Raw genomic sequence first — 16,930 nt, 5'->3', positions numbered from 1 at the left:
TATCTACACCGGCACGCCGCGCTTCACGCTCGGTATCCCCGAATATGCCGACGGGCTGAATTTCGTCGCCGTGGCGGTCGGCGTCTTCGGCATTGCCGAGATCCTGCGCAACCTCGAGAACGAGCATGAGCGCTCGGTGATGATCCGAAAGGTTTCAGGGCTCATGCCCACCCGCGACGACTTCAGGCGCATGGCGGCGCCCATCGTGCGCGGAACGATCATCGGTTCAGCGCTCGGCATCCTGCCGGGAGGCGGCGCGATCCTCGCGGCCTTTGCCTCCTACACGGTCGAAAAGCGCGTATCGAAAAACCCCGAAGAATTCGGCAAGGGCGCGATCGCAGGTGTCGCCGGGCCGGAATCGGCCAACAATGCCGGCGCGCAGACCTCCTTCATCCCGATGCTGACGCTCGGCATTCCAGCCAATCCGGTCATGGCGCTGATGATCGGCGCGATGATCATCCAGGGCATCGTGCCCGGCCCCAATGTCGCGACCGAACAGCCGGCGCTTTTCTGGGGCATCATCGCCTCCATGTGGATCGGCAACCTGATGCTGATCGTCCTGAACCTGCCGCTGATCGGGCTCTGGGTGAAGCTGCTCACCATCCCCTATTACGTGCTTTTCCCGATCATCATGGCGTTCTGCTCGATCGGCGTTTACAGCGTCAACACCAATGTCTACGACCTCTACGCCGTCGCCTTTTTCGGCTTCCTCGGCTATCTCCTGACCAAACTGCGCTGCGAACCCGCGCCCCTGCTGCTCGGCTTCGTGCTTGGCCCCCTGCTTGAGGAAAATCTCCGCCGGGCCATGATTCTGTCGCGTGGCGATCCCAGCGCCTTCGTGACGAGACCGATCAGCGCCGGCCTGCTCCTCATCGCGCTCGCCGTGCTCGTCATCGTCTTCCTGCCCGCGGTCAAGAAGAAGCGCGAAGAGGTGTTTGTGGAGGAGAGTTAACTTATTGAATTCCGCTCGCTTCCTCGAGCGGAGCGATCTCGACCAGCGGCGCCGGCACGCTGGTCGTCTTTTCCTGCGCCTTGCAGAGGTCGGCGATGACGCAGGCCGGGCAATCCGGCTTGCGCGCCTTGCAGACGTAGCGGCCATGCAGGATCAGCCAGTGATGCGCGTGGCGCATATATTCGTCGGGAATGATCTTCAACAGCCCCTGCTCGACCTGGTCGGGCGTCTTGCCGGGCGCCAGTCCTATGCGGTTGCCGATGCGGAAGATGTGCGTGTCGACGGCCATCGTGTGCTGGCCGAAGGCCATGTTGAGCACGACATTGGCGGTCTTGCGCCCGACCCCCGGCAATTTGACCAGTTCGTCCCGGCTGTCCGGCACCTCGCCACCATGATCGCGAATCAATGCCTGCGACAGCGCGATGACGTTCTTGGCCTTGTTGCGCCACAGACCGATGGTCCTGATATAGTCGCCGACCCTGGTCTCACCCAGATCCAGCATTTTGCGCGGCGTATCGGCGACTTTGAACAGCGCCCGCGTCGCCTTGTTGACGCCGGCGTCGGTTGCCTGCGCCGACAGCACGACGGCCACCAGCAGGGTGAAGGGGTTTACATGTTCGAGCTCGCCCTTCGGCTCCGGCCGCTGGACGGCAAAGCGCCGGAAAATCTCGTGCACCTCCGCCGGACTGTAGAGCGTTCTGGATCGGGCCGGCCTGGGGCTCGGCTTGGCGTTCGAGCCGTCGCGCCGTCCAGGCAGTGGCTTCTTTTCGGATTGTGCGGGTACTTTGGACTTGGGGCTTGCCATTTCCTTCCTATAATATCCAGATATGAACGACACAAATGCCTCGTTCCAGGCGGACGAACCCTTCTTCAGCGCCTTGCTGACCCCGCACCGGTCGCTGGGCAAGACCGGCTTCGCCGTGCTGATGGTCGCGCTGCTGTTCGGCTGGCTGGTGACCGGGGCTTTTTTCCTGTCGCGCGGCGCCTGGCCGGTTTTCGGCTTCTTCGGTCTGGACGTTGTCGCCGTCTACATTGCCTTCCGCATGAACTACCGTGCCGCCCGCGCCCGCGAGGAGGTGTCGATCTCGCGCACCAGTCTCGATATCCGCAAGACCGCGCCGTCGGGAAAATCGGAAGCGCACCGCTTCAACCCGTTCTGGGCGCGCTTTTCGGTCGCCCGTCACGCCGAAATCGGCATCACCCGGATGGCGGTCGAGGCGCAGGGACAAAACGTGGCGATCGGCGGCTTTCTCGACCCCGATTCCCGCGAAAGCTTCGCCACCGCCTTTTCACGTGCGCTCGCCACCGCCAAGGCGCGCTAGCCGAACAGCTTGCGTCCGGACCGCGTCGAACAAGGGTACGACGTTTCAGAAGCGATAGCGCAAAAGCCTGCCGATCTTGCGCAGTGCGGGAATGTATTTCCAAAGCCGAACGAACAGCTGCGCGGGCCAGCCCATGCGGGCGGCGTGTTCAGGTCCATAGGCCGGAATGTCTTCGATGAATCGCAGCTTCGGGACAGCCAGTTCCAGTTCGCGCGGATCCTCGATCGCCCAGTGGACCTCGGCGCCTGTCGCCCTGATCGCCGGATTGAGGCGCAGCAGCTTCAGGCCGAAACCGCTGTAAGCGTCGAAAATCAGGTCGCCGCCGGCAAGATGTATGACCAGGCGCGAGAACAGGCGGAACCCTTCCTCGGCCGGGAGATAGGGCGTCAGCCCCTCCGCCACCACGATGGCCGGTCGGTTGCGGGGCACTTCAGCCAGCCAGTCCGGCTCTGTTACCGACGAAGCGATGAGGCGATAGCGGTCGCGCGGCGGGTAAAGCTTGCGCCTGAGTTCAATGACTTCCGGATAGTCGACATCGAACCAGTCCACGCCTGGCGGCGGATCGACCCGGAAGATGCGCGTGTCGAGCCCGCACCCCAGATGCAGCACGATGGCATCAGGATTTCTGGCCAAAAACTCCTCGACGCGGACGTCCAGCGTCTTTGCCCTGATCGCCAGGCCGATGCCGAGATTGCTGTCGACCTTGAGTCTTGAGAAATCATAGTCGATCTTACGCACCGCCTCGTCGGCGAAACGATCCCCAAGCAGCGAATGGGGCATCCGGCTTTCCAGCGCCTTGCCGTAGAGCGTCATCAGCAAGGTTTCTTTCGCGCCGGCGAGATTTACCTTTTCACCCGCCATGGCGACTCCTGGGCTCGAAAACCAGAGTTTATCTGGGTATGCGCCGCAAGAAGGCAAGTTTCGGGTGGTGATCGGCGCCCCAAGGGCTGATATTCCGGCTCAAGGAGAAGTCCCATGAGTACACAGACAGCAGTCCTCAAGAAGGACATCACGCCCGAAGGCAGCGACTACGAAATCGTGCGCCGCGCCATCGAGAAGATCAGCCTCGACTATCGCGACCAGCCTTCCCTCGAGGAGCTTGCAGAGGAGGTCGGCGAGACGCCGACCGGCCTGCAGAAGCTGTTCACACGCTGGGCCGGCCTTTCGCCCAAGGCTTTCCTGCAGGCGGTGACGCTGGACCATGCCCGCAGGCTGCTCGATTCCGGCATGCCGCTGCTTGAAACATCGTTCGAGCTCGGCATGTCCGGCCCCGGCCGGCTGCACGACCTGTTCGTCACCCATGAGGCGATGTCGCCGGGCGACTACAAGACGCGCGGCGCCGGGCTCACCATCCGCTATGGCTATCATAGCTCGCCATTCGGCACCGCCCTGATCATGGCCACCGACCGCGGGCTTGCCGGCCTCGCCTTTAGCGATCCGGGCGAGGAACGCGCCGCTTTCGCCGATATGTCCAGCCGCTGGCCGAATGCCGTCTATGTCGAGGACATGGCCGCGACCGGTCCCTACGCCGCACGCATCTTCGACCCGACGCTGTGGCGCCCGGACCAGCCGCTGCATGTCGTGATGATCGGCACCGACTTCCAGGTTCGCGTCTGGGAGGCCTTGCTCCAGATTCCGATGGGCAAGGCTCGCACCTATTCCTCGATTGCCGCCAGCATCGGCGCGCCGAGCGCCAGCCGCGCCGTCGGCGCCGCCAACGGCGCCAACCCGCTCTCCTTCGTGGTGCCTTGCCACCGCGCCATCGGCAAATCCGGCGACCTCACCGGCTACCACTGGGGCCTGACCCGCAAGCGCGCCATTCTGGGCTGGGAGGCTGGACAGGTCACCTCTTGAAATCGGGAACGCCGGCAACTTCCGCCGGCATTGTCACGTGGAAAACGACGACGCCCCGCTGACTCGCATGACGCGGCACCGCAGCGCTTGCCATATCGGCATGCACTGGAAAGCAACGATCTTACAGGATAGCTTCCCGCTCATTCATGAGGAGGCATTCCTTGATCATCGTCGTCGGCTCGATCAATCTCGACCTTATTGCCAATGTCGACCGCTTGCCGAGCCCTGGCGAGACGGTGAGCGGCTCCGGTTTCGCCACCGCGCCCGGTGGCAAGGGCGCCAACCAGGCGTTGGCCGCCGCGCGCGCCGGCGCCAAGGTGCGCATGGTGGGAGCCGTCGGCAAGGATAGTTTCGCCGGCGAGGCCCTGGCGCTGCTGCGCCAGGCCAAGGTGGATCTGTCTGGCGTGGGCGAAACTTTTGCCTCGACGGGCACCGCGCTGATCATGGTCGGCGACGATGGCGAGAACATTATCGCCGTGGTGCCGGGTGCCAACGCCTCGGTGCTGCCCGGCGACCTGTCCAAGGCCTTCCCCGGAAAAGGCGATGTCATGCTCCTGCAACACGAGATCCCGCTTGCGACCGTCGAAGCCGCGCTCGATCAGGCAAGCGCGGCCGGTGCCGTCACCGTGCTCAACACCGCACCCTTCCATCGCGACGCGGCCGGCTTGCTCGGCAAGGCCGACTATGTCGTCGCCAACGAGACTGAGTTCGACCTCTATGGCGAGGTGCTGTCGCTGAGCGGGCGCGACCGCGCGGCACGGATGCGCGACTTTGCCGGGAAAACCGGCCGCGCCATCGTCGTCACGCTCGGCGGCGACGGCGTGATGGCGGCGACGCCGACCGATTCCCTGACGGTGCCCGCATTGAAGATCACCCCGGTCGACACGGTTGGTGCAGGCGACACCTTTTGCGGCTATTTCGCCGCCGGCCTGTCGTCGGGCCTGCCCCTCGAACAGGCGCTCGCCCGGGCCGGCGCGGCCGGCTCGCTGGCATGCCTGAAGCCGGGCGCCCAGCCGGCCATCCCGTTGGCCGCCGATGTCGACCAGGCACTCCTGAAATCCCGCTGAGACGACCAGAATGCGCCCCCAGACAAAGCATGCCGCGCCACCGACCGGCGACATCTGCCGCCTGTCCGCCGTCGAGCTGGCCGACGCGATCCGGCAAAGGAAACTTTCGGTACGTGAGGTCGTGACGGCATTCCTCGACCGCGTCGAAGCCGTCAACCCGCTCGTCAACGCCATCGTTTCCTTGCGCGATCGTAGCGATATCCTGCGCGAGGCCGACGCAGCCGATGCCCGTCCGGACCGGGCCGGTGCGCTCTTCGGCCTGCCGATCGCGGTCAAGGATCTCGCAATGACCCGCGGCCTGCGCACCTCCTTCGGCTCGCCGATCTTCGCCGATTTCGTGCCGCAGGAGGACGATTTCTTCGTCGAGCGCATGCGCAAGGCCGGCGCCATCATCATCGGCAAGACCAACGTTCCCGAATTCGGCCTCGGCTCCAACACCTACAATCCCGTGTTCGGCCCGACGCTGAACGCCTTTGATCCAGATTTGAGCGCCGGCGGCTCGAGCGGCGGCGCCGCGGTGGCGCTGGCGCTGGACATGGTGCCCGTCGCCGACGGCAGCGACTTCGGCGGCTCGTTGCGCAATCCAGCCGCCTGGAACAATGTCTATGGTTTCCGGCCATCGCAGGGGCTCGTCCCCGGCGGCCCGGACGTCGAGGTCTTTCATGCCCAGATGGGCGTCGATGGGCCGATGGGTCGCAATGTCGGCGACATGGCGCTGCTGCTCGACGTGCAGGCGGGCCATCATCCGCGCGCACCCTTGTCCTATGAGAAACAAGGCTCCTTCCTCGAAGGCCTGCATATGCCCGCCAAAGGCGGCCGTGTCGCCTGGCTCGGCGATCTGGGCGGGCATTTGCCCATGGAGCCCGGCATCCTCGAGCTCTGCCAGGCCGCGCTCGACCGCTTCGGGGAGGCCTCGTTCAAGGCCGAGGCACTGGTGCCGGATTTTGATTTCGAGGCCTTGTGGCAGGCCTTCGTGACGTTGCGCCAGGCAAGCAGCGGCTGCGCGCTGAAAGTGCATTATGACGATCCTGCCAGGCGCGCCCTGTTGAAGCCCGAAGCCGTCTGGGAGGTGGAGAACGCGCAACTCCTGACGGCGCCTCGGATTCGCGCCGCCTCGGTCGTCCGGACGTCCTGGTACCGGACGCTGCTGTCGCTGTTCGACCGCTTCGACCTGATTGCATTGCCGACCGCGCAAGTCTTTCCGTTCGACGTCGGCACCCATTGGCCGCGCGAGATCGCCGGCCGGCCGATGGACAGCTATCACCGCTGGATGCAGGTTTCGGCGCCCGCCACCATGGGCGGCTGCCCGGCCGTCAGCGTGCCGGTCGGCTTCGAGGCCAGAGGCCGGCCGATGGGCATGCAACTGATCGGCCGGCCGCGTGGCGACATGGCTGTGCTGAAGGCGGCGGCGGCCTATGAGACGACACTGCCGTGGCCGTCCGGCGCCTGAATCCGGTGCATCTGCGTATCGCGCGGCTTCATGTGCCGGCTTGCACCGGCATCGCCGCCATGCATTGATTGTGGCGCCGCACAGGCGGCATTCTGCCCGAGGGAAAAATCATGTCGCTGGAACTCTATGCCGCCTATGTCCTTGCGTGCGTCGTCATCATCCTGGTGCCAGGGCCGACGGTCACGCTGATCATCGCCAACAGCATCCGTCATGGCTCCCGCGCCGGCCTGGCCAATGTCGCCGGCACGCAGGCCGGCCTGGCGGTCATGATCGCCATCGTCGGCATCGGCCTCAACACGCTGATATCGGGCATGGGGCACTGGTTCGAATGGGTGCGGCTGATCGGTGCCGCCTACCTGATCTGGATGGGCGTGCAGATGTTCCGGTCCAAGGGCAAGCTGAACGCCGACGGAACGGCGCGGAAGCCGCGCGGCGGCTTTTTCGTGCAGGGCCTGCTGGTGGCGCTCAGCAACCCGAAGACGCTGATCTTCTTCGGCGCCTTCTTTCCGCAATTCATCGCGCCGCAAGGCAATTATTCGCTGCAGATCGCCGTCATGGGCCTCACCGCCATGATCTTCGCCGCCATGTCGGATTCGACTTATGCGCTGGCCGCCGGCCGCGCCGGTCGCATCCTGTCCGCCCGCCGCGTCAAGCTCCTGTCCAGGATCAGCGGCAGCTTCATGATCGGCGGCGGCCTGTGGCTGGCGTTTTCACGGTCGAAGTGAGCACCGCCGCCTTTCCTTCCCCCTTGTGGGGGAAGGTGGATCGGCGCGCAGCGCCGAGATGGTTGAGGGGTGCGTGACGGAGTGAGGCGTCGGCGTTCCCCGGAACACCCCTCATCCGACCTCGCTTCGCGAGGCCGCCTTTTCCCGCGAGGGGAGAGGGTAAGGAGGCGGATTTAAAGCCGCCCCAGCCGTTCCAGCAACAGCGCGAAGAAGCCGTCATGGTCGATGTCGCCCATCACCTTGGCGTTCTTTTCCCGCTTGGTGACGCCCCACCAGTCGATCACGGTCATGCCCATGGTCAGTTCCGAGCTGGTTTCCACGCTGACATTGCAGTTACGGCCTTTGAACAGCTCCGGTTTCAACAGGTAGGCGATGACGCAGGGGTCATGCAGCGGCCCGCCATCGGTGCCGTATTTCTCCTCGTCGAAACGCTCGAAAAACTCCAGCATCTCGGCCGTTGCGGTACCGACCTTGGTGCCGAGCTTGCGAAAGGCCTGGGTGCGCTTGGCGGTGGTCAGCGCCTTGTGGGTGACGTCGAGCGGCATCAGCACGATCGGAATGCCGGATTTCAACACCACCTCGGCCGCGTGCGGATCGACATAAATGTTGAATTCGGCCGCCGGCGTGACATTGCCGCCTTCGAAGAAGCCACCGCCCATCAGGATAATTTCCTTGGTGCGCGGCGCGATCCTCGGCTCGCGGATCAGCGCCAGCGCGATATTGGTGAGCGGCCCGAGAGCGCACAGCGTGATGCTGCCGCTCTCTTCCTTCATCAGCGTCTCGACGATGAAATCGACGGCGTACTTATCCTGCAGCTTCATCGTCGGTTCGGGCAATTGCGGCCCGTTGAGGCCGGTTTGGCCATGCACCGCCTCGGCCGTAACCAGTTCACGCGCCAGGGGACGGACGGCGCCGGCATAGACCTTTATGTCGGGTCGGCCGGCCAGTTCGCAGATCTTGCGGGCGTTCTTTTCGGTAAGGTTCAGCGGCACGTTGCCGGCTACGGCTGATATGCCGACGATCTCCAGCTCGGGGCTGCCAAGCGCCAGCAATATGGCGACGGCATCGTCCTGGCCAGGATCCGTGTCGATGATGATCTTGCGTGTTTGGGGCATTTCAATTCCTTGTTTGGCCATGAGCCCATGCGTCCGAGCGAGCATGCGAAACGCATCGAACCGGCCTTGAGCTGCCGAACCGCTCCGCCCGGGGGACGAATCCCGGCGCAGCGCTTCTCCTTGCATCTCACTGCCGTTTCAAGCGCCATGTCGATCATTCTTGTGAGTCCACGACGTGGTCTTTTTGGGCGGGTGTTTTGATGGCTTGAACTTGGTCGTGGGGCGGACCATATCAAGACCATCGGGAAAAATGCCATCTGGGTTTTTCCAGTTTATGTCGCTCTTGAGAGGACAATGTAACATGAGCCGAATGACGCCTTTCTCCAGTCCGCTTCTCCTGGGTTTCGACGCCATGGAAAAGACGCTGGAGCGCCTGGCGAAATCCGGTGACAGCTATCCTCCTTACAACATCGAGCGGCTCAGCGGCGCCGACGGCAAGGCCGAAAGGCTGCGCATCACGCTCGCTGTCGCCGGTTTCGCCGAAAGCGATCTCGATGTCACCACGGAGGAAAACCAGTTGGTCGTGCGCGGTCGTCAGACCGACGATACCGAGCGCGAATTTCTTCACCGCGGCATCGCCGCACGCCAATTCCAGCGCTGCTTCGTGCTGGCCGACGGCATGCGGGTGATCGCGGCGGAGTTGAAGAACGGCCTTTTGTCGATCGATCTCGATCGGCCCGAGTCCGAGCGGCTGGTACGGAAAATAAACATATCGGTGAAAGACTGATCTTTGCCGATGGCTCTCATGCGGGATGGCCTACTGCCCAGGACCAGGGCGGCGTCTCGCGCCAAGGAGGCTTGAAATGACCAGAATTGACCAAAATCCCACCATGACCAGCGGTGAATTCGCCCATCTCGGCGAGGGCTCGGTCGCTTATCTGCGCAAGGTAACGAGCGAGGAACTGCTCGGCCGTTTCCCGGGCATTGGCGAAATCGCGCCCGGCATGGAATTGTGGGCGCTGTTTGCCGCCAACGGCCAGCCGATCCTGCTTTCGGATGCGCGCGATCGCGCGCTGGCCGGCGCCATGGAAAACGACCTGACCACGGTCGCCATTCATTAAGGCGATTTTCCGCTGAAAACGAACGGGGCCGCCCGTGGCGGCCCTCGACCATCGTTTATCCAGAAAACGTCAGGCCGCGTGCGAGGCCTGGGTGTCCGACAGAAGCGCGTGGATTGCCACGGCGTCGCGCGTTCCCCTGATCTTGGCCACCGTATCGGCGTCGCGCAGCACCCGCGCGATGCGCGACAGCGCCTTCAGATGATCGGCGCCGGCCCCTTCAGGGGCCAGCAGCAGGAACACCAGGTCGACCGGCTGGTCGTCGAGCGCCTCGAAATCGACCGGCGTCTCCAGGCGGGCGAACACGCCGGCGATGCGCTTCACGCCGGCCAGCTTGCCGTGCGGAATGGCGATGCCGTTGCCGACCCCGGTCGAGCCGAGCCGCTCGCGCTGCAGGATGGTGTCGAACACCTCCCGCTCCGGAATGCCGGAAATCGCGGCCGCCCTCTCCGACAGCAATTGCAGAAGCTGCTTCTTGGAGTTCGCCTTCAACGCCGGCAATATCGCCGGAACGTTGATGAGATCGCTCAGATCCATACTTGAAAATCCCTTGTTCGCCTGCCGTCACCAGTCCCCACCCCTCGTGCGGCCGGTTTTATCCCTGTGCGACCTTGGTCGTGGACGGATCGATCCAGCCGATGTTCCCATCCGGCCGGCGATAGACGATGTTGACGTGATTGTTTCCGGCGTTGCGGAAGACGAAGACCGGACTGTCCTTTGTGTCGAGTTCTATGACCGCCGACGCCACCGACATGGTCTTCAGCGTCATGGTCGATTCGGCGACGATGGCCGGCGCAAAATCCTCCGGAATGTCCTCGTCGTCATCGGCGAGCGGCGCCATCACCGTGTAGGCGATATCGGTGAGCTCGCCATTGCCCGAATTGTGCGATTTCAGCCGGCGCTTGTAGCGCCGAAGCCGGGTTTCCAGACGATCCGCCGCGGCCTCGAAAGCCAGCGTCGGGTCCTGGGCATCGCCGGTCGCCTGCAGCGAAGCGCCGGAATCCAGCCGGATCATGCAATCCGCCGAATAGCGCGAGCCCGATTTGATGACGGTGACATGTCCGGCAAAGCCGCGGTCGAAATATTTGCCGATCGCCTCGCCGACACGATCGTTGATGCGCGTACGGAACGCATCGCCGATATCCATGTGTTTTCCCGATATGCGCAGATTCATCTGAAAACTGACCTTCCTTGCTCAGGCTTCAAACTGGCCGGAGTTTATACTCGTGGTCCGTGCGCACAAGCTTTGCGGCGTCACTCGCGCCGATTTAAATCCAAACTTTCCGGTTGATCACAAGCCGCCTTCTTGACCATCCCTAGGCCATTGTCGTGACGGACCATCCGCTGGCGGGCGCCGAGCCCGTCTCATGCGGGCGGGCTTCTAGCCACTTCACCGCAGCTTGTCAATGAAGCACGAACCCTGTGGAAATCGCCGAACCTAGCGCCCGGCGCTGGCAAGGGCCCGCTTCTCGCGCCGGCGCTGCACCGAGGACGGGATATTCATGCCTTCCCTGTATTTGGCGACCGTACGCCTGGCGATATCGACGCCGCTTTCGCGCAACATGTCGACGATCGCGTCGTCGGACAGGACGTCGACGGTTTTTTCCTCGTCGATCAATTGCTTGATGCGGTCACGCACCGCTTCCGACGAATGCGCCTCGCCACCGCCCGACGAGGCGATCGAGGCGGTGAAGAAATAGCGCAGTTCGAACACGCCGCGCGGCGTCAGCATGTACTTGTTCGCGGTGACCCGGCTGACGGTCGATTCGTGCATGCCTATGGCGTCGGCCACCGTGCGCAGGTTGAGCGGCTTCAGCTGGCGCACGCCATGGACGAGGAAGGCATCCTGCTGGCGCACGATCTCCGATGCGACCTTGAGAATGGTCTTTGCCCTCTGATCGAGGCTGCGCGTCAGCCAATTGGCGTTCTGCAGGCACTCGGCCAGGAAATCCTTTTCGGCCTGGTTCTTGGCGTGCGGCGAAACCTGGGCGAAATAGATGTGGTCGACCAGCACGCGCGGCAGCGTTTCGGCGTTGAGCTCGACCGTCCAGCTGCCGTCATTGGCCGCGCGCACCTCGACATCGGCAATGACGGCGTCGCTGGCGCCGCCCGAAAATGCCATGCCCGGCCGCGGATCGAGCGCCCGGATCTCGGCCAGCATGTCCAGCAGGTCCTCTTCGTCGACGCCGCAGATCCGCTTCAGCGTGTGGAAATCGCGGCGCGCCAGGAGTTCGAGATTGGCAATCAGCGCCTTCATCGCCGGATCGAGCCTGTCGCGCACGGCAAGTTGCAGCGACAGGCATTCGGCAAGGTCGCGGGCGAACAGGCCGGCCGGCTCGAAGGTCTGGCACACCGACAGCACCTTGGCCACGGCGTCGGCGCCGCTACCAAGGCGCGAGGCTATCTCAGCCATATCGGCGCGCATATAGCCGGTCTCGTCGAGGCCGTCCGCGAGTTCGCCGGCGATCAGGCGCGCCGCCGGATCGGCGAAAGCGAGCGCGATCTGCTCGCTGACATGATCGCGCAGCGTGATCGCGGTCGCCGCCATGTCGCCGGCATCGAAGCCTTCGGACGAGGACGTGCCGCCATTGCCGGTCGCCGATTTCCACTGTGCCGTGAGGTCTGGTCCGAGCCGCTCGCTGGTGCCCGGGTCGTCCGGGAACAGGTTCTCCAGCGATGTGTCGAGCTTTTCCGAGATCGCCTCGGCGCTCCATCCCGCTTCGGTCTCGAACCAGTCGCCGTCGTCGGCCGTTTCCGGTGCCGCCTCGGTCCTCGGCGCCTGGTCGCTGGCGGCGTCGTCCTGCGGCTCGGCGCGCTCCAGCAACGGGTTGCGCTCGATCTCCTCGTCGATGAAGTGCTCGAGTTCGGCATGGGTGAACTGCAGCAGCCGGATCGACTGCATCAGCTGTGGCGTCATCACCAGCGACTGCGACTGTCGTAGCTGTAGTTTCGCCGCCAACGCCATGGTTCGGTTTCAAACGCCTCGTCTGCATCCGGACTGCCGGAAGGAATTTTCGCGAACCGATAGAAACTGGCCCGGCTTTTGCTTGTCAAGGCAAACGCTAGCAAAACCCGCTTACCGGAGCGTTATCCCGGAGCAAAATCACGAAAAAGCGGCCCCTGACAGGCAAAAAATCGCGTCAGGAAACAAATTTCACGCTCAAAGCGTGAATCCCTCGCCCAGATAGAGCCGCCGCACGTCGGGATTTGCGACCACTTCATCGGCCCGGCCATGAGTGAGCACCTGGCCGGCATGGATGATGTAGGCGCGGTCGATCAGGCCGAGCGTCTCGCGCACATTGTGATCGGTGATGAGCACGCCGATGCCGCGCGCCGTCAAATGACGCACCAGTTGCTGGATGTCGGCGACGGCAATCGGGTCGATGCCGGCGAAAGGCTCGTCGAGCAGCATGTAGGCCGGGCGCGTGGCCAGCGCACGCGCGATCTCCAGGCGCCGACGTTCGCCGCCGGAAAGCGACATCGATGGCGCCTTGCGCAGATGGCTGATGTGGAACTCCTCGAGCAGTTCGTCGAGGCTGCGCTCGCGCTCCTTGCGGCTCTTTTCGACCACTTCCAGCACGGCGCGAATGTTCTGCTCGACGCTGAGGCCGCGGAAGATCGAGGCCTCCTGCGGCAGATATCCGATGCCCAGACGAGCACGCCGGTACATCGGCATGGAGGTGACATCGAAGCCGTCGATCTCGATCGTGCCCTCGTCCACCGGCACCAGGCCGGTGACCATGTAGAAACAGGTGGTCTTGCCGGCACCGTTCGGACCGAGCAGCCCGACGGCCTCGCCGGCACGCACCCCGAGCGTGACGCCGCTGACCACCTTGCGACCCTTGTAGCTCTTGGTCAGGCCCTTGGCGATCAAGGTTCCCTTGAACTTCGCCTTATCGGCGGTGACCGTGGCCGGAGCCGAAACCTTGCCGGCGGCCCGCCCCGGAAGACGCGCCGTCAGCGACGACAGGCTGGCCATCAGGGGTTCGTCGCTCCCGATTTCGGCGGTGGCGTCATCGACATGATGACACGTCCGCCGCAGCCGTCGACATTGGCGAGGCCAGTCTTCATCTGCACGGTGAGCTTGCAGCCCTTGAGGACATTGGGGCCTTGCGACAGCACCACTTCCTTGCCGGACAGGACCAGCACCTGCGTCTTCATGTCGAAGGTGCCATTGTCACCGGTCGCGATCTGGTCATTCGACTTGATGTAAACTTTTCCGCTGACTTCAAGGTGGTCGATGTTGGCGGAGCCGGTCATCGCCGCTCCCGCTGCTTCCGTCCCCTTTGCGGCCGCGTTCGGGTCCTTGACGTAGTAGACCATCATCTTGCCGGACTTGAGCAGGGTCGGTCCCTGCACGACCGTGACGTTGCCGGTGAACACGGCGACGTTGTCCGCCTGCCGGACCTCCAGCTTGTCGCTCTCGATCTGGATGGGCTTGTCGCCCGACAGTTTGAGCCCGGACGCGCTCTCGGCGGTGGATTGCGCCAGCGCCGGCGCAAGCCCCAGCAAAAGCAGCGCCGAAGCTGCGGCGGCAAGCCGTGTCGAACTAATGAGCCACATTCGCTTCTTCGCCCTTTGCCTCTGCCGCCTTCAGATTGGCGGGATCGATATTGACGCGCACCTTGTTCTCGAACACCAGAACCTTGCCATTGTCCTGCACCGACAAGGAATTCGCGGTGATCTGCGACCCGTCACGGCTGACGTCCACGGGATCATCCGTCTTCATAGTGCCTTTGCCCATGTCGAGGAAGACCGATTTGAACCTGGCCTGAAGGCCGTCGGTCGTGGCGATCGTGACGTCGCTGGTCAGGTGCATCGTATTGCCTTCGCGATCGTAGGTACCATGCGTGGCTTTGATCGCAGCGACATTGTCGGCCGCGATCGGCACCTTGGCGTCGATGCCGTCGAGTTCGATGATGCCTTGCGTGCTGACGTCCTGTATGGCGCGCAATGCCGTCATGGAATAGGGCAATTTCTGCTTGGTGAAGCCGTTGAGCTTGGGGTTGGCCATCACCAGCTTGCCGTTGGAAAAGGCGGTGCCTTCCGCCTGGACCGCGACGGACACCGGTGCGGCGAGGTAGGAATAGACCGGGAAGGCGATGGCGATCAACGCCGCCAGCACCGGCACGGCGAATTTGAGCACGCGCACGCGGCGCGAATGCCGCCGTGCGCGATCGAACGCGTCCCCCCTCGCCGGGCCGTCCGCCGGGGGAGCCAACTCCGTCTCGGTGCTGCTCGCTTCACTCGTTCGCGCTAACATAACTGCTTTCTTCTAAAAACCCCTGCCCGCCGGGCAACACCGCCTATAGGTGGGACGTCGGCGCTTTCAAGCAAGCACAAGCCGACGAAAACCGCGAAAATGTGACAGTTGCGGTCGTGCAGATCAGAACGGATCGACACCGACAGCCCTGCTTCATAGCAGAAATAGACGTCTGGCGTACATTTTTCGTTACCGCCGGCTCTCTCCTTACCTGCCGTTCGTTTCACGGACCAATCACGAAACCGACGTCTTGGCGGACGCTGACGCGCACTTGCCTCGCGTGCGCCGCGCGCGGATTGCCGCGTCATGCGCAGACGGAATTGCTTCCAGACCGGGACGTCATGGTCTAAAAGCATCTCTTTCCATCGACCGTGAGGCTGACCATGGCATTGAGAGCCGACGACCTGATCGACCGCCGCCGCTTGCGGCGTAAGCTGACCTTCTGGCGCGCTGCGGCCATCGCCATCGTTGCGCTCGGCGTCATTGCGATCTCGGCCTGGTTCTATCGCGACGATTTCGGCGGGTCGGCCGTCGATCATATCGCCAAGGTCAGGATCGAAGGCACCATAACCGAGGACGACGAACTGATCGAGCGGCTGGAAGCCATCCGCAAGTCGCCGAGGGTGAAAGGCGTGATCCTCGCCATCGATTCCCCCGGCGGCACCACCGTCGGCGGTGAATCGATCTATGAGGAGGTGCGCAAGCTCGCCGCCGACAAGCCTGTCGCGGCCGAGGTCGGCACGCTCGCCGCGTCGGCCGGCTACATGATCGCGAGCGCCACCGATCACATCGTCGCCCGCAAGACCTCGATCGTCGGCTCGATCGGCGTGTTGATCCAGTATCCTGATGTCAGCGGCCTGATGGACAAGCTCGGCGTCAAGCTGGAGGAAGTGAAATCCTCGCCGCTCAAGGCCTCGCCCTCGCCTTTCAAGCCGACCAACGACGACGAGCGCGCCATGGTCCGCAAGCTCATCCTCGACAGCTACGACTGGTTCGTCGGCATCGTCGCCGAACGCCGCAAGATGACCCGCGAGCAAGCGCTGGCGCTCGCCGACGGATCGATCTTTACCGGTCGCCAAGGGGTCGCCAACGGCCTGATCGACGCCGTCGGCGGCGAGACCGAGGCGATCGACTGGCTGGCGACCAAGGGCGTCGACTCGAAACTCAAGGTGGTCGAATGGAAGGACACTGAGCGGCGCGGCGGCTTCCTGTTTTCCAAAGCGATGGTGCGCACGATCGCCGGCGCGCTCGGCCTGCCGGACTACAGCGGCGATATCATCCATGAACTTGGCGCCGACCGCTTGTTTCTTGACGGTCTCGTTTCCGTCTGGCACCCTTGAGATGCCGTTTGGGGTGGATGAAAAAGCAAACAAAATCATCCTCATAATTTCGACCGCACCGATTTCAGGGGACCCGTCCGATGATCAAGTCCGAACTTGTGCAGATTATTGCCACGCGCAATCCGCATCTTTTCCTGCGCGACGTTGAAAACATCGTCGGCGCGATTTTCGACGAGATCACCGACGCGCTCGCCGAAGGCAACCGGGTCGAATTGCGTGGCTTCGGCGCCTTTTCGGTGAAAAACCGCCCCGCCCGCACCGGCCGCAACCCGCGCACTGGTGAATCCGTCGAGGTCGAGGAGAAATGGGTGCCTTTCTTCAAGACCGGCAAGGAACTGCGCGAAAGGCTGAATGGCGGAAAGTAGGCGCGACGCCAGACCGGCCCTTCCCGGGAGGTCGGTTTCCGACGGAAAACATCATGCTCAATCGCTTCATGCTCATCGTGGTCTTCGTGCCCCTGGCGATCATCCTGATCGCGCTGGCCGTCGCCAATCGCGAACTCGTCGCCTTCACGCTGGATCCATTCAATCCCGGCAATCCGGCGCTGACGCTCACTTTGCCGCTGTTCATCTTCCTGTTCCTGGCCCTCGCCGTCGGCATGGTCGTCGGCAGCCTGGCGACCTGGGTCAAGCAGGGACGCTACCGCAAGCTGGCGCGCCAGCGCGGCGTCGAGGCCGAGAACCTGCGCCAGGCGATCGGCCGCACCCCGTCGACACCGCAGGGACCGGTGCTGCCGAAGCCGACCAACTGACCGCCGCACGGGCTGTGGGTTCTCGGGCCCGCG

20 protein-coding genes are annotated in these 16,930 nt (G+C 63.6%); 11 read left to right on the top strand and 9 right to left on the bottom strand.

Features of this window, described 5'->3' with window-relative positions:
* Positions 1–952, top strand: a 952-nt coding sequence (locus FJ973_RS26475; RefSeq protein WP_181166230.1) for a tripartite tricarboxylate transporter permease, incomplete at its 5' end; no start/stop codon positions are given.
* 1 nt (position 953) lies between these two features.
* On the opposite strand, the gene nth is transcribed toward FJ973_RS26475, so the two are convergent.
* Positions 954–1,757 (bottom strand): endonuclease III, encoded by an 804-nt coding sequence (gene nth / locus FJ973_RS26470; protein WP_140558413.1) that lies wholly within the window; start codon positions 1,755–1,757, stop codon positions 954–956.
* Positions 1,758–1,779: 22 nt separating this feature from the next.
* On the opposite strand from nth, the gene FJ973_RS26465 reads away from it, so the two are divergent.
* On the top strand, positions 1,780–2,274 hold the full coding sequence (locus FJ973_RS26465; protein WP_140500184.1) for a DUF2244 domain-containing protein: 495 nt from the start codon (positions 1,780–1,782) through the stop codon (positions 2,272–2,274).
* A gap of 45 nt (positions 2,275–2,319) precedes the next feature.
* Here FJ973_RS26465 and FJ973_RS26460 read toward each other — a convergent pair whose 3' ends face one another.
* On the bottom strand, positions 2,320–3,135 hold the full coding sequence (locus tag FJ973_RS26460) for a class I SAM-dependent methyltransferase (protein WP_140558411.1): 816 nt from the start codon (positions 3,133–3,135) through the stop codon (positions 2,320–2,322).
* A gap of 114 nt (positions 3,136–3,249) precedes the next feature.
* On the opposite strand from FJ973_RS26460, the gene FJ973_RS26455 reads away from it, so the two are divergent.
* The 4 genes from FJ973_RS26455 to FJ973_RS26440 all read left to right on the top strand — a co-directional run bounded on the left by FJ973_RS26455 (position 3,250) and on the right by FJ973_RS26440 (position 7,370).
* A complete protein-coding gene (locus FJ973_RS26455; RefSeq protein WP_140500187.1) occupies positions 3,250–4,128 on the top strand; it encodes a bifunctional helix-turn-helix domain-containing protein/methylated-DNA--[protein]-cysteine S-methyltransferase in 879 nt (292 codons plus the stop codon).
* A 161-nt stretch (positions 4,129–4,289) separates the two neighbouring features.
* A complete protein-coding gene (locus FJ973_RS26450; protein WP_140558410.1) occupies positions 4,290–5,195 on the top strand; it encodes a ribokinase in 906 nt (301 codons plus the stop codon).
* 10 nt (positions 5,196–5,205) lie between these two features.
* Positions 5,206–6,645 carry an amidase gene (locus FJ973_RS26445; RefSeq protein WP_140558408.1) on the top strand — a complete coding sequence of 480 codons (1,440 nt, stop codon included), beginning with the start codon at positions 5,206–5,208 and terminating at the stop codon, positions 6,643–6,645.
* 110 nt (positions 6,646–6,755) lie between these two features.
* Positions 6,756–7,370, top strand: coding sequence for a LysE family translocator (locus FJ973_RS26440; protein ID WP_140522507.1), 615 nt, complete (start codon positions 6,756–6,758; stop codon positions 7,368–7,370).
* Positions 7,371–7,543: 173 nt separating this feature from the next.
* Here the strand turns inward: FJ973_RS26440 and FJ973_RS26435 are convergent, their stop codons facing one another.
* Positions 7,544–8,485 (bottom strand): nucleoside hydrolase, encoded by a 942-nt coding sequence (locus FJ973_RS26435; RefSeq protein WP_140558406.1) that lies wholly within the window; start codon positions 8,483–8,485, stop codon positions 7,544–7,546.
* A gap of 301 nt (positions 8,486–8,786) precedes the next feature.
* Here FJ973_RS26435 and FJ973_RS26430 point away from each other — a divergent pair, with 301 nt between their 5' ends.
* Both FJ973_RS26430 and FJ973_RS26425 read left to right on the top strand, forming a co-directional pair.
* Positions 8,787–9,212, top strand: a complete 426-nt coding sequence (locus FJ973_RS26430; protein ID WP_013893014.1) for an Hsp20 family protein — start codon at positions 8,787–8,789, stop codon at positions 9,210–9,212.
* Between the two features lie 76 nt (positions 9,213–9,288).
* The gene (locus FJ973_RS26425) at positions 9,289–9,546 is read left to right on the top strand and encodes a DUF1150 family protein (RefSeq protein ID WP_140558405.1); all 258 of its coding nucleotides are present in this window, start codon (positions 9,289–9,291) and stop codon (positions 9,544–9,546) included.
* A 69-nt stretch (positions 9,547–9,615) separates the two neighbouring features.
* Here FJ973_RS26425 and ptsN read toward each other — a convergent pair whose 3' ends face one another.
* The 6 genes from ptsN to lptC all read right to left on the bottom strand — a co-directional run bounded on the left by ptsN (position 9,616) and on the right by lptC (position 14,806).
* Positions 9,616–10,080 (bottom strand): PTS IIA-like nitrogen regulatory protein PtsN, encoded by a 465-nt coding sequence (gene ptsN, locus FJ973_RS26420; protein WP_135898701.1) that lies wholly within the window; start codon positions 10,078–10,080, stop codon positions 9,616–9,618.
* A gap of 58 nt (positions 10,081–10,138) precedes the next feature.
* On the bottom strand, positions 10,139–10,717 hold the full coding sequence (raiA, locus tag FJ973_RS26415; RefSeq protein ID WP_140500197.1) for a ribosome-associated translation inhibitor RaiA: 579 nt from the start codon (positions 10,715–10,717) through the stop codon (positions 10,139–10,141).
* 264 nt (positions 10,718–10,981) lie between these two features.
* Positions 10,982–12,508, bottom strand: coding sequence for an RNA polymerase factor sigma-54 (gene rpoN / locus FJ973_RS26410; RefSeq protein ID WP_140558403.1), 1,527 nt, complete (start codon positions 12,506–12,508; stop codon positions 10,982–10,984).
* 195 nt (positions 12,509–12,703) lie between these two features.
* Positions 12,704–13,522 carry an LPS export ABC transporter ATP-binding protein gene (lptB, locus tag FJ973_RS26405; protein WP_140500202.1) on the bottom strand — a complete coding sequence of 273 codons (819 nt, stop codon included), beginning with the start codon at positions 13,520–13,522 and terminating at the stop codon, positions 12,704–12,706.
* Positions 13,522–14,106, bottom strand: a complete 585-nt coding sequence (locus FJ973_RS26400; protein WP_140500204.1) for an LptA/OstA family protein — start codon at positions 14,104–14,106, stop codon at positions 13,522–13,524. The genes lptB and FJ973_RS26400 overlap by 1 nt, the downstream gene beginning before the upstream one ends.
* Positions 14,093–14,806, bottom strand: coding sequence for an LPS export ABC transporter periplasmic protein LptC (gene lptC / locus FJ973_RS26395; RefSeq protein WP_140500206.1), 714 nt, complete (start codon positions 14,804–14,806; stop codon positions 14,093–14,095). Before lptC ends, FJ973_RS26400 begins: the two co-directional genes overlap by 14 nt.
* Positions 14,807–15,189: 383 nt before the next feature.
* On the opposite strand from lptC, the gene sppA reads away from it, so the two are divergent.
* The 3 genes from sppA to FJ973_RS26380 all read left to right on the top strand — a co-directional run bounded on the left by sppA (position 15,190) and on the right by FJ973_RS26380 (position 16,897).
* Positions 15,190–16,146 carry a signal peptide peptidase SppA gene (gene sppA, locus FJ973_RS26390; protein ID WP_140522514.1) on the top strand — a complete coding sequence of 319 codons (957 nt, stop codon included), beginning with the start codon at positions 15,190–15,192 and terminating at the stop codon, positions 16,144–16,146.
* A gap of 80 nt (positions 16,147–16,226) precedes the next feature.
* Positions 16,227–16,511 carry an integration host factor subunit beta gene (locus FJ973_RS26385; protein WP_006200394.1) on the top strand — a complete coding sequence of 95 codons (285 nt, stop codon included), beginning with the start codon at positions 16,227–16,229 and terminating at the stop codon, positions 16,509–16,511.
* 53 nt (positions 16,512–16,564) lie between these two features.
* Entirely contained in the window at positions 16,565–16,897 is a 333-nt protein-coding gene (locus FJ973_RS26380) for a DUF1049 domain-containing protein (protein WP_140500210.1), read from the top strand.
* Positions 16,898–16,930 lie beyond the last annotated feature (33 nt).

Source organism: Mesorhizobium sp. B2-1-3 (genome assembly GCF_006442495.1).
Classification (GTDB): domain Bacteria; phylum Pseudomonadota; class Alphaproteobacteria; order Rhizobiales; family Rhizobiaceae; genus Mesorhizobium.
Note: the sequence above shows the minus strand (reverse complement) of the source record. Positions and strands in the feature narration are given on the sequence as shown.

Coding starts and splice junctions, on each gene's coding strand:
- lptC (WP_140500206.1), bottom strand. CDS start 14,806: ATGTTAGCGCGAACGAGTGAAGCGAGCAGCACCGAGACGGAGTTGGCT.
- FJ973_RS26465 (WP_140500184.1), top strand. CDS start 1,780: ATGAACGACACAAATGCCTCGTTCCAGGCGGACGAACCCTTCTTCAGC.
- raiA (WP_140500197.1), bottom strand. CDS start 10,717: ATGAATCTGCGCATATCGGGAAAACACATGGATATCGGCGATGCGTTC.
- sppA (WP_140522514.1), top strand. CDS start 15,190: ATGGCATTGAGAGCCGACGACCTGATCGACCGCCGCCGCTTGCGGCGT.
- FJ973_RS26425 (WP_140558405.1), top strand. CDS start 9,289: ATGACCAGAATTGACCAAAATCCCACCATGACCAGCGGTGAATTCGCC.
- FJ973_RS26385 (WP_006200394.1), top strand. CDS start 16,227: ATGATCAAGTCCGAACTTGTGCAGATTATTGCCACGCGCAATCCGCAT.
- rpoN (WP_140558403.1), bottom strand. CDS start 12,508: ATGGCGTTGGCGGCGAAACTACAGCTACGACAGTCGCAGTCGCTGGTG.
- nth (WP_140558413.1), bottom strand. CDS start 1,757: ATGGCAAGCCCCAAGTCCAAAGTACCCGCACAATCCGAAAAGAAGCCA.
- lptB (WP_140500202.1), bottom strand. CDS start 13,522: ATGGCCAGCCTGTCGTCGCTGACGGCGCGTCTTCCGGGGCGGGCCGCC.
- FJ973_RS26445 (WP_140558408.1), top strand. CDS start 5,206: ATGCGCCCCCAGACAAAGCATGCCGCGCCACCGACCGGCGACATCTGC.
- FJ973_RS26430 (WP_013893014.1), top strand. CDS start 8,787: ATGAGCCGAATGACGCCTTTCTCCAGTCCGCTTCTCCTGGGTTTCGAC.
- FJ973_RS26455 (WP_140500187.1), top strand. CDS start 3,250: ATGAGTACACAGACAGCAGTCCTCAAGAAGGACATCACGCCCGAAGGC.
- FJ973_RS26400 (WP_140500204.1), bottom strand. CDS start 14,106: ATGTGGCTCATTAGTTCGACACGGCTTGCCGCCGCAGCTTCGGCGCTG.
- FJ973_RS26435 (WP_140558406.1), bottom strand. CDS start 8,485: ATGCCCCAAACACGCAAGATCATCATCGACACGGATCCTGGCCAGGAC.
- FJ973_RS26380 (WP_140500210.1), top strand. CDS start 16,565: ATGCTCAATCGCTTCATGCTCATCGTGGTCTTCGTGCCCCTGGCGATC.
- FJ973_RS26440 (WP_140522507.1), top strand. CDS start 6,756: ATGTCGCTGGAACTCTATGCCGCCTATGTCCTTGCGTGCGTCGTCATC.
- FJ973_RS26460 (WP_140558411.1), bottom strand. CDS start 3,135: ATGGCGGGTGAAAAGGTAAATCTCGCCGGCGCGAAAGAAACCTTGCTG.
- ptsN (WP_135898701.1), bottom strand. CDS start 10,080: ATGGATCTGAGCGATCTCATCAACGTTCCGGCGATATTGCCGGCGTTG.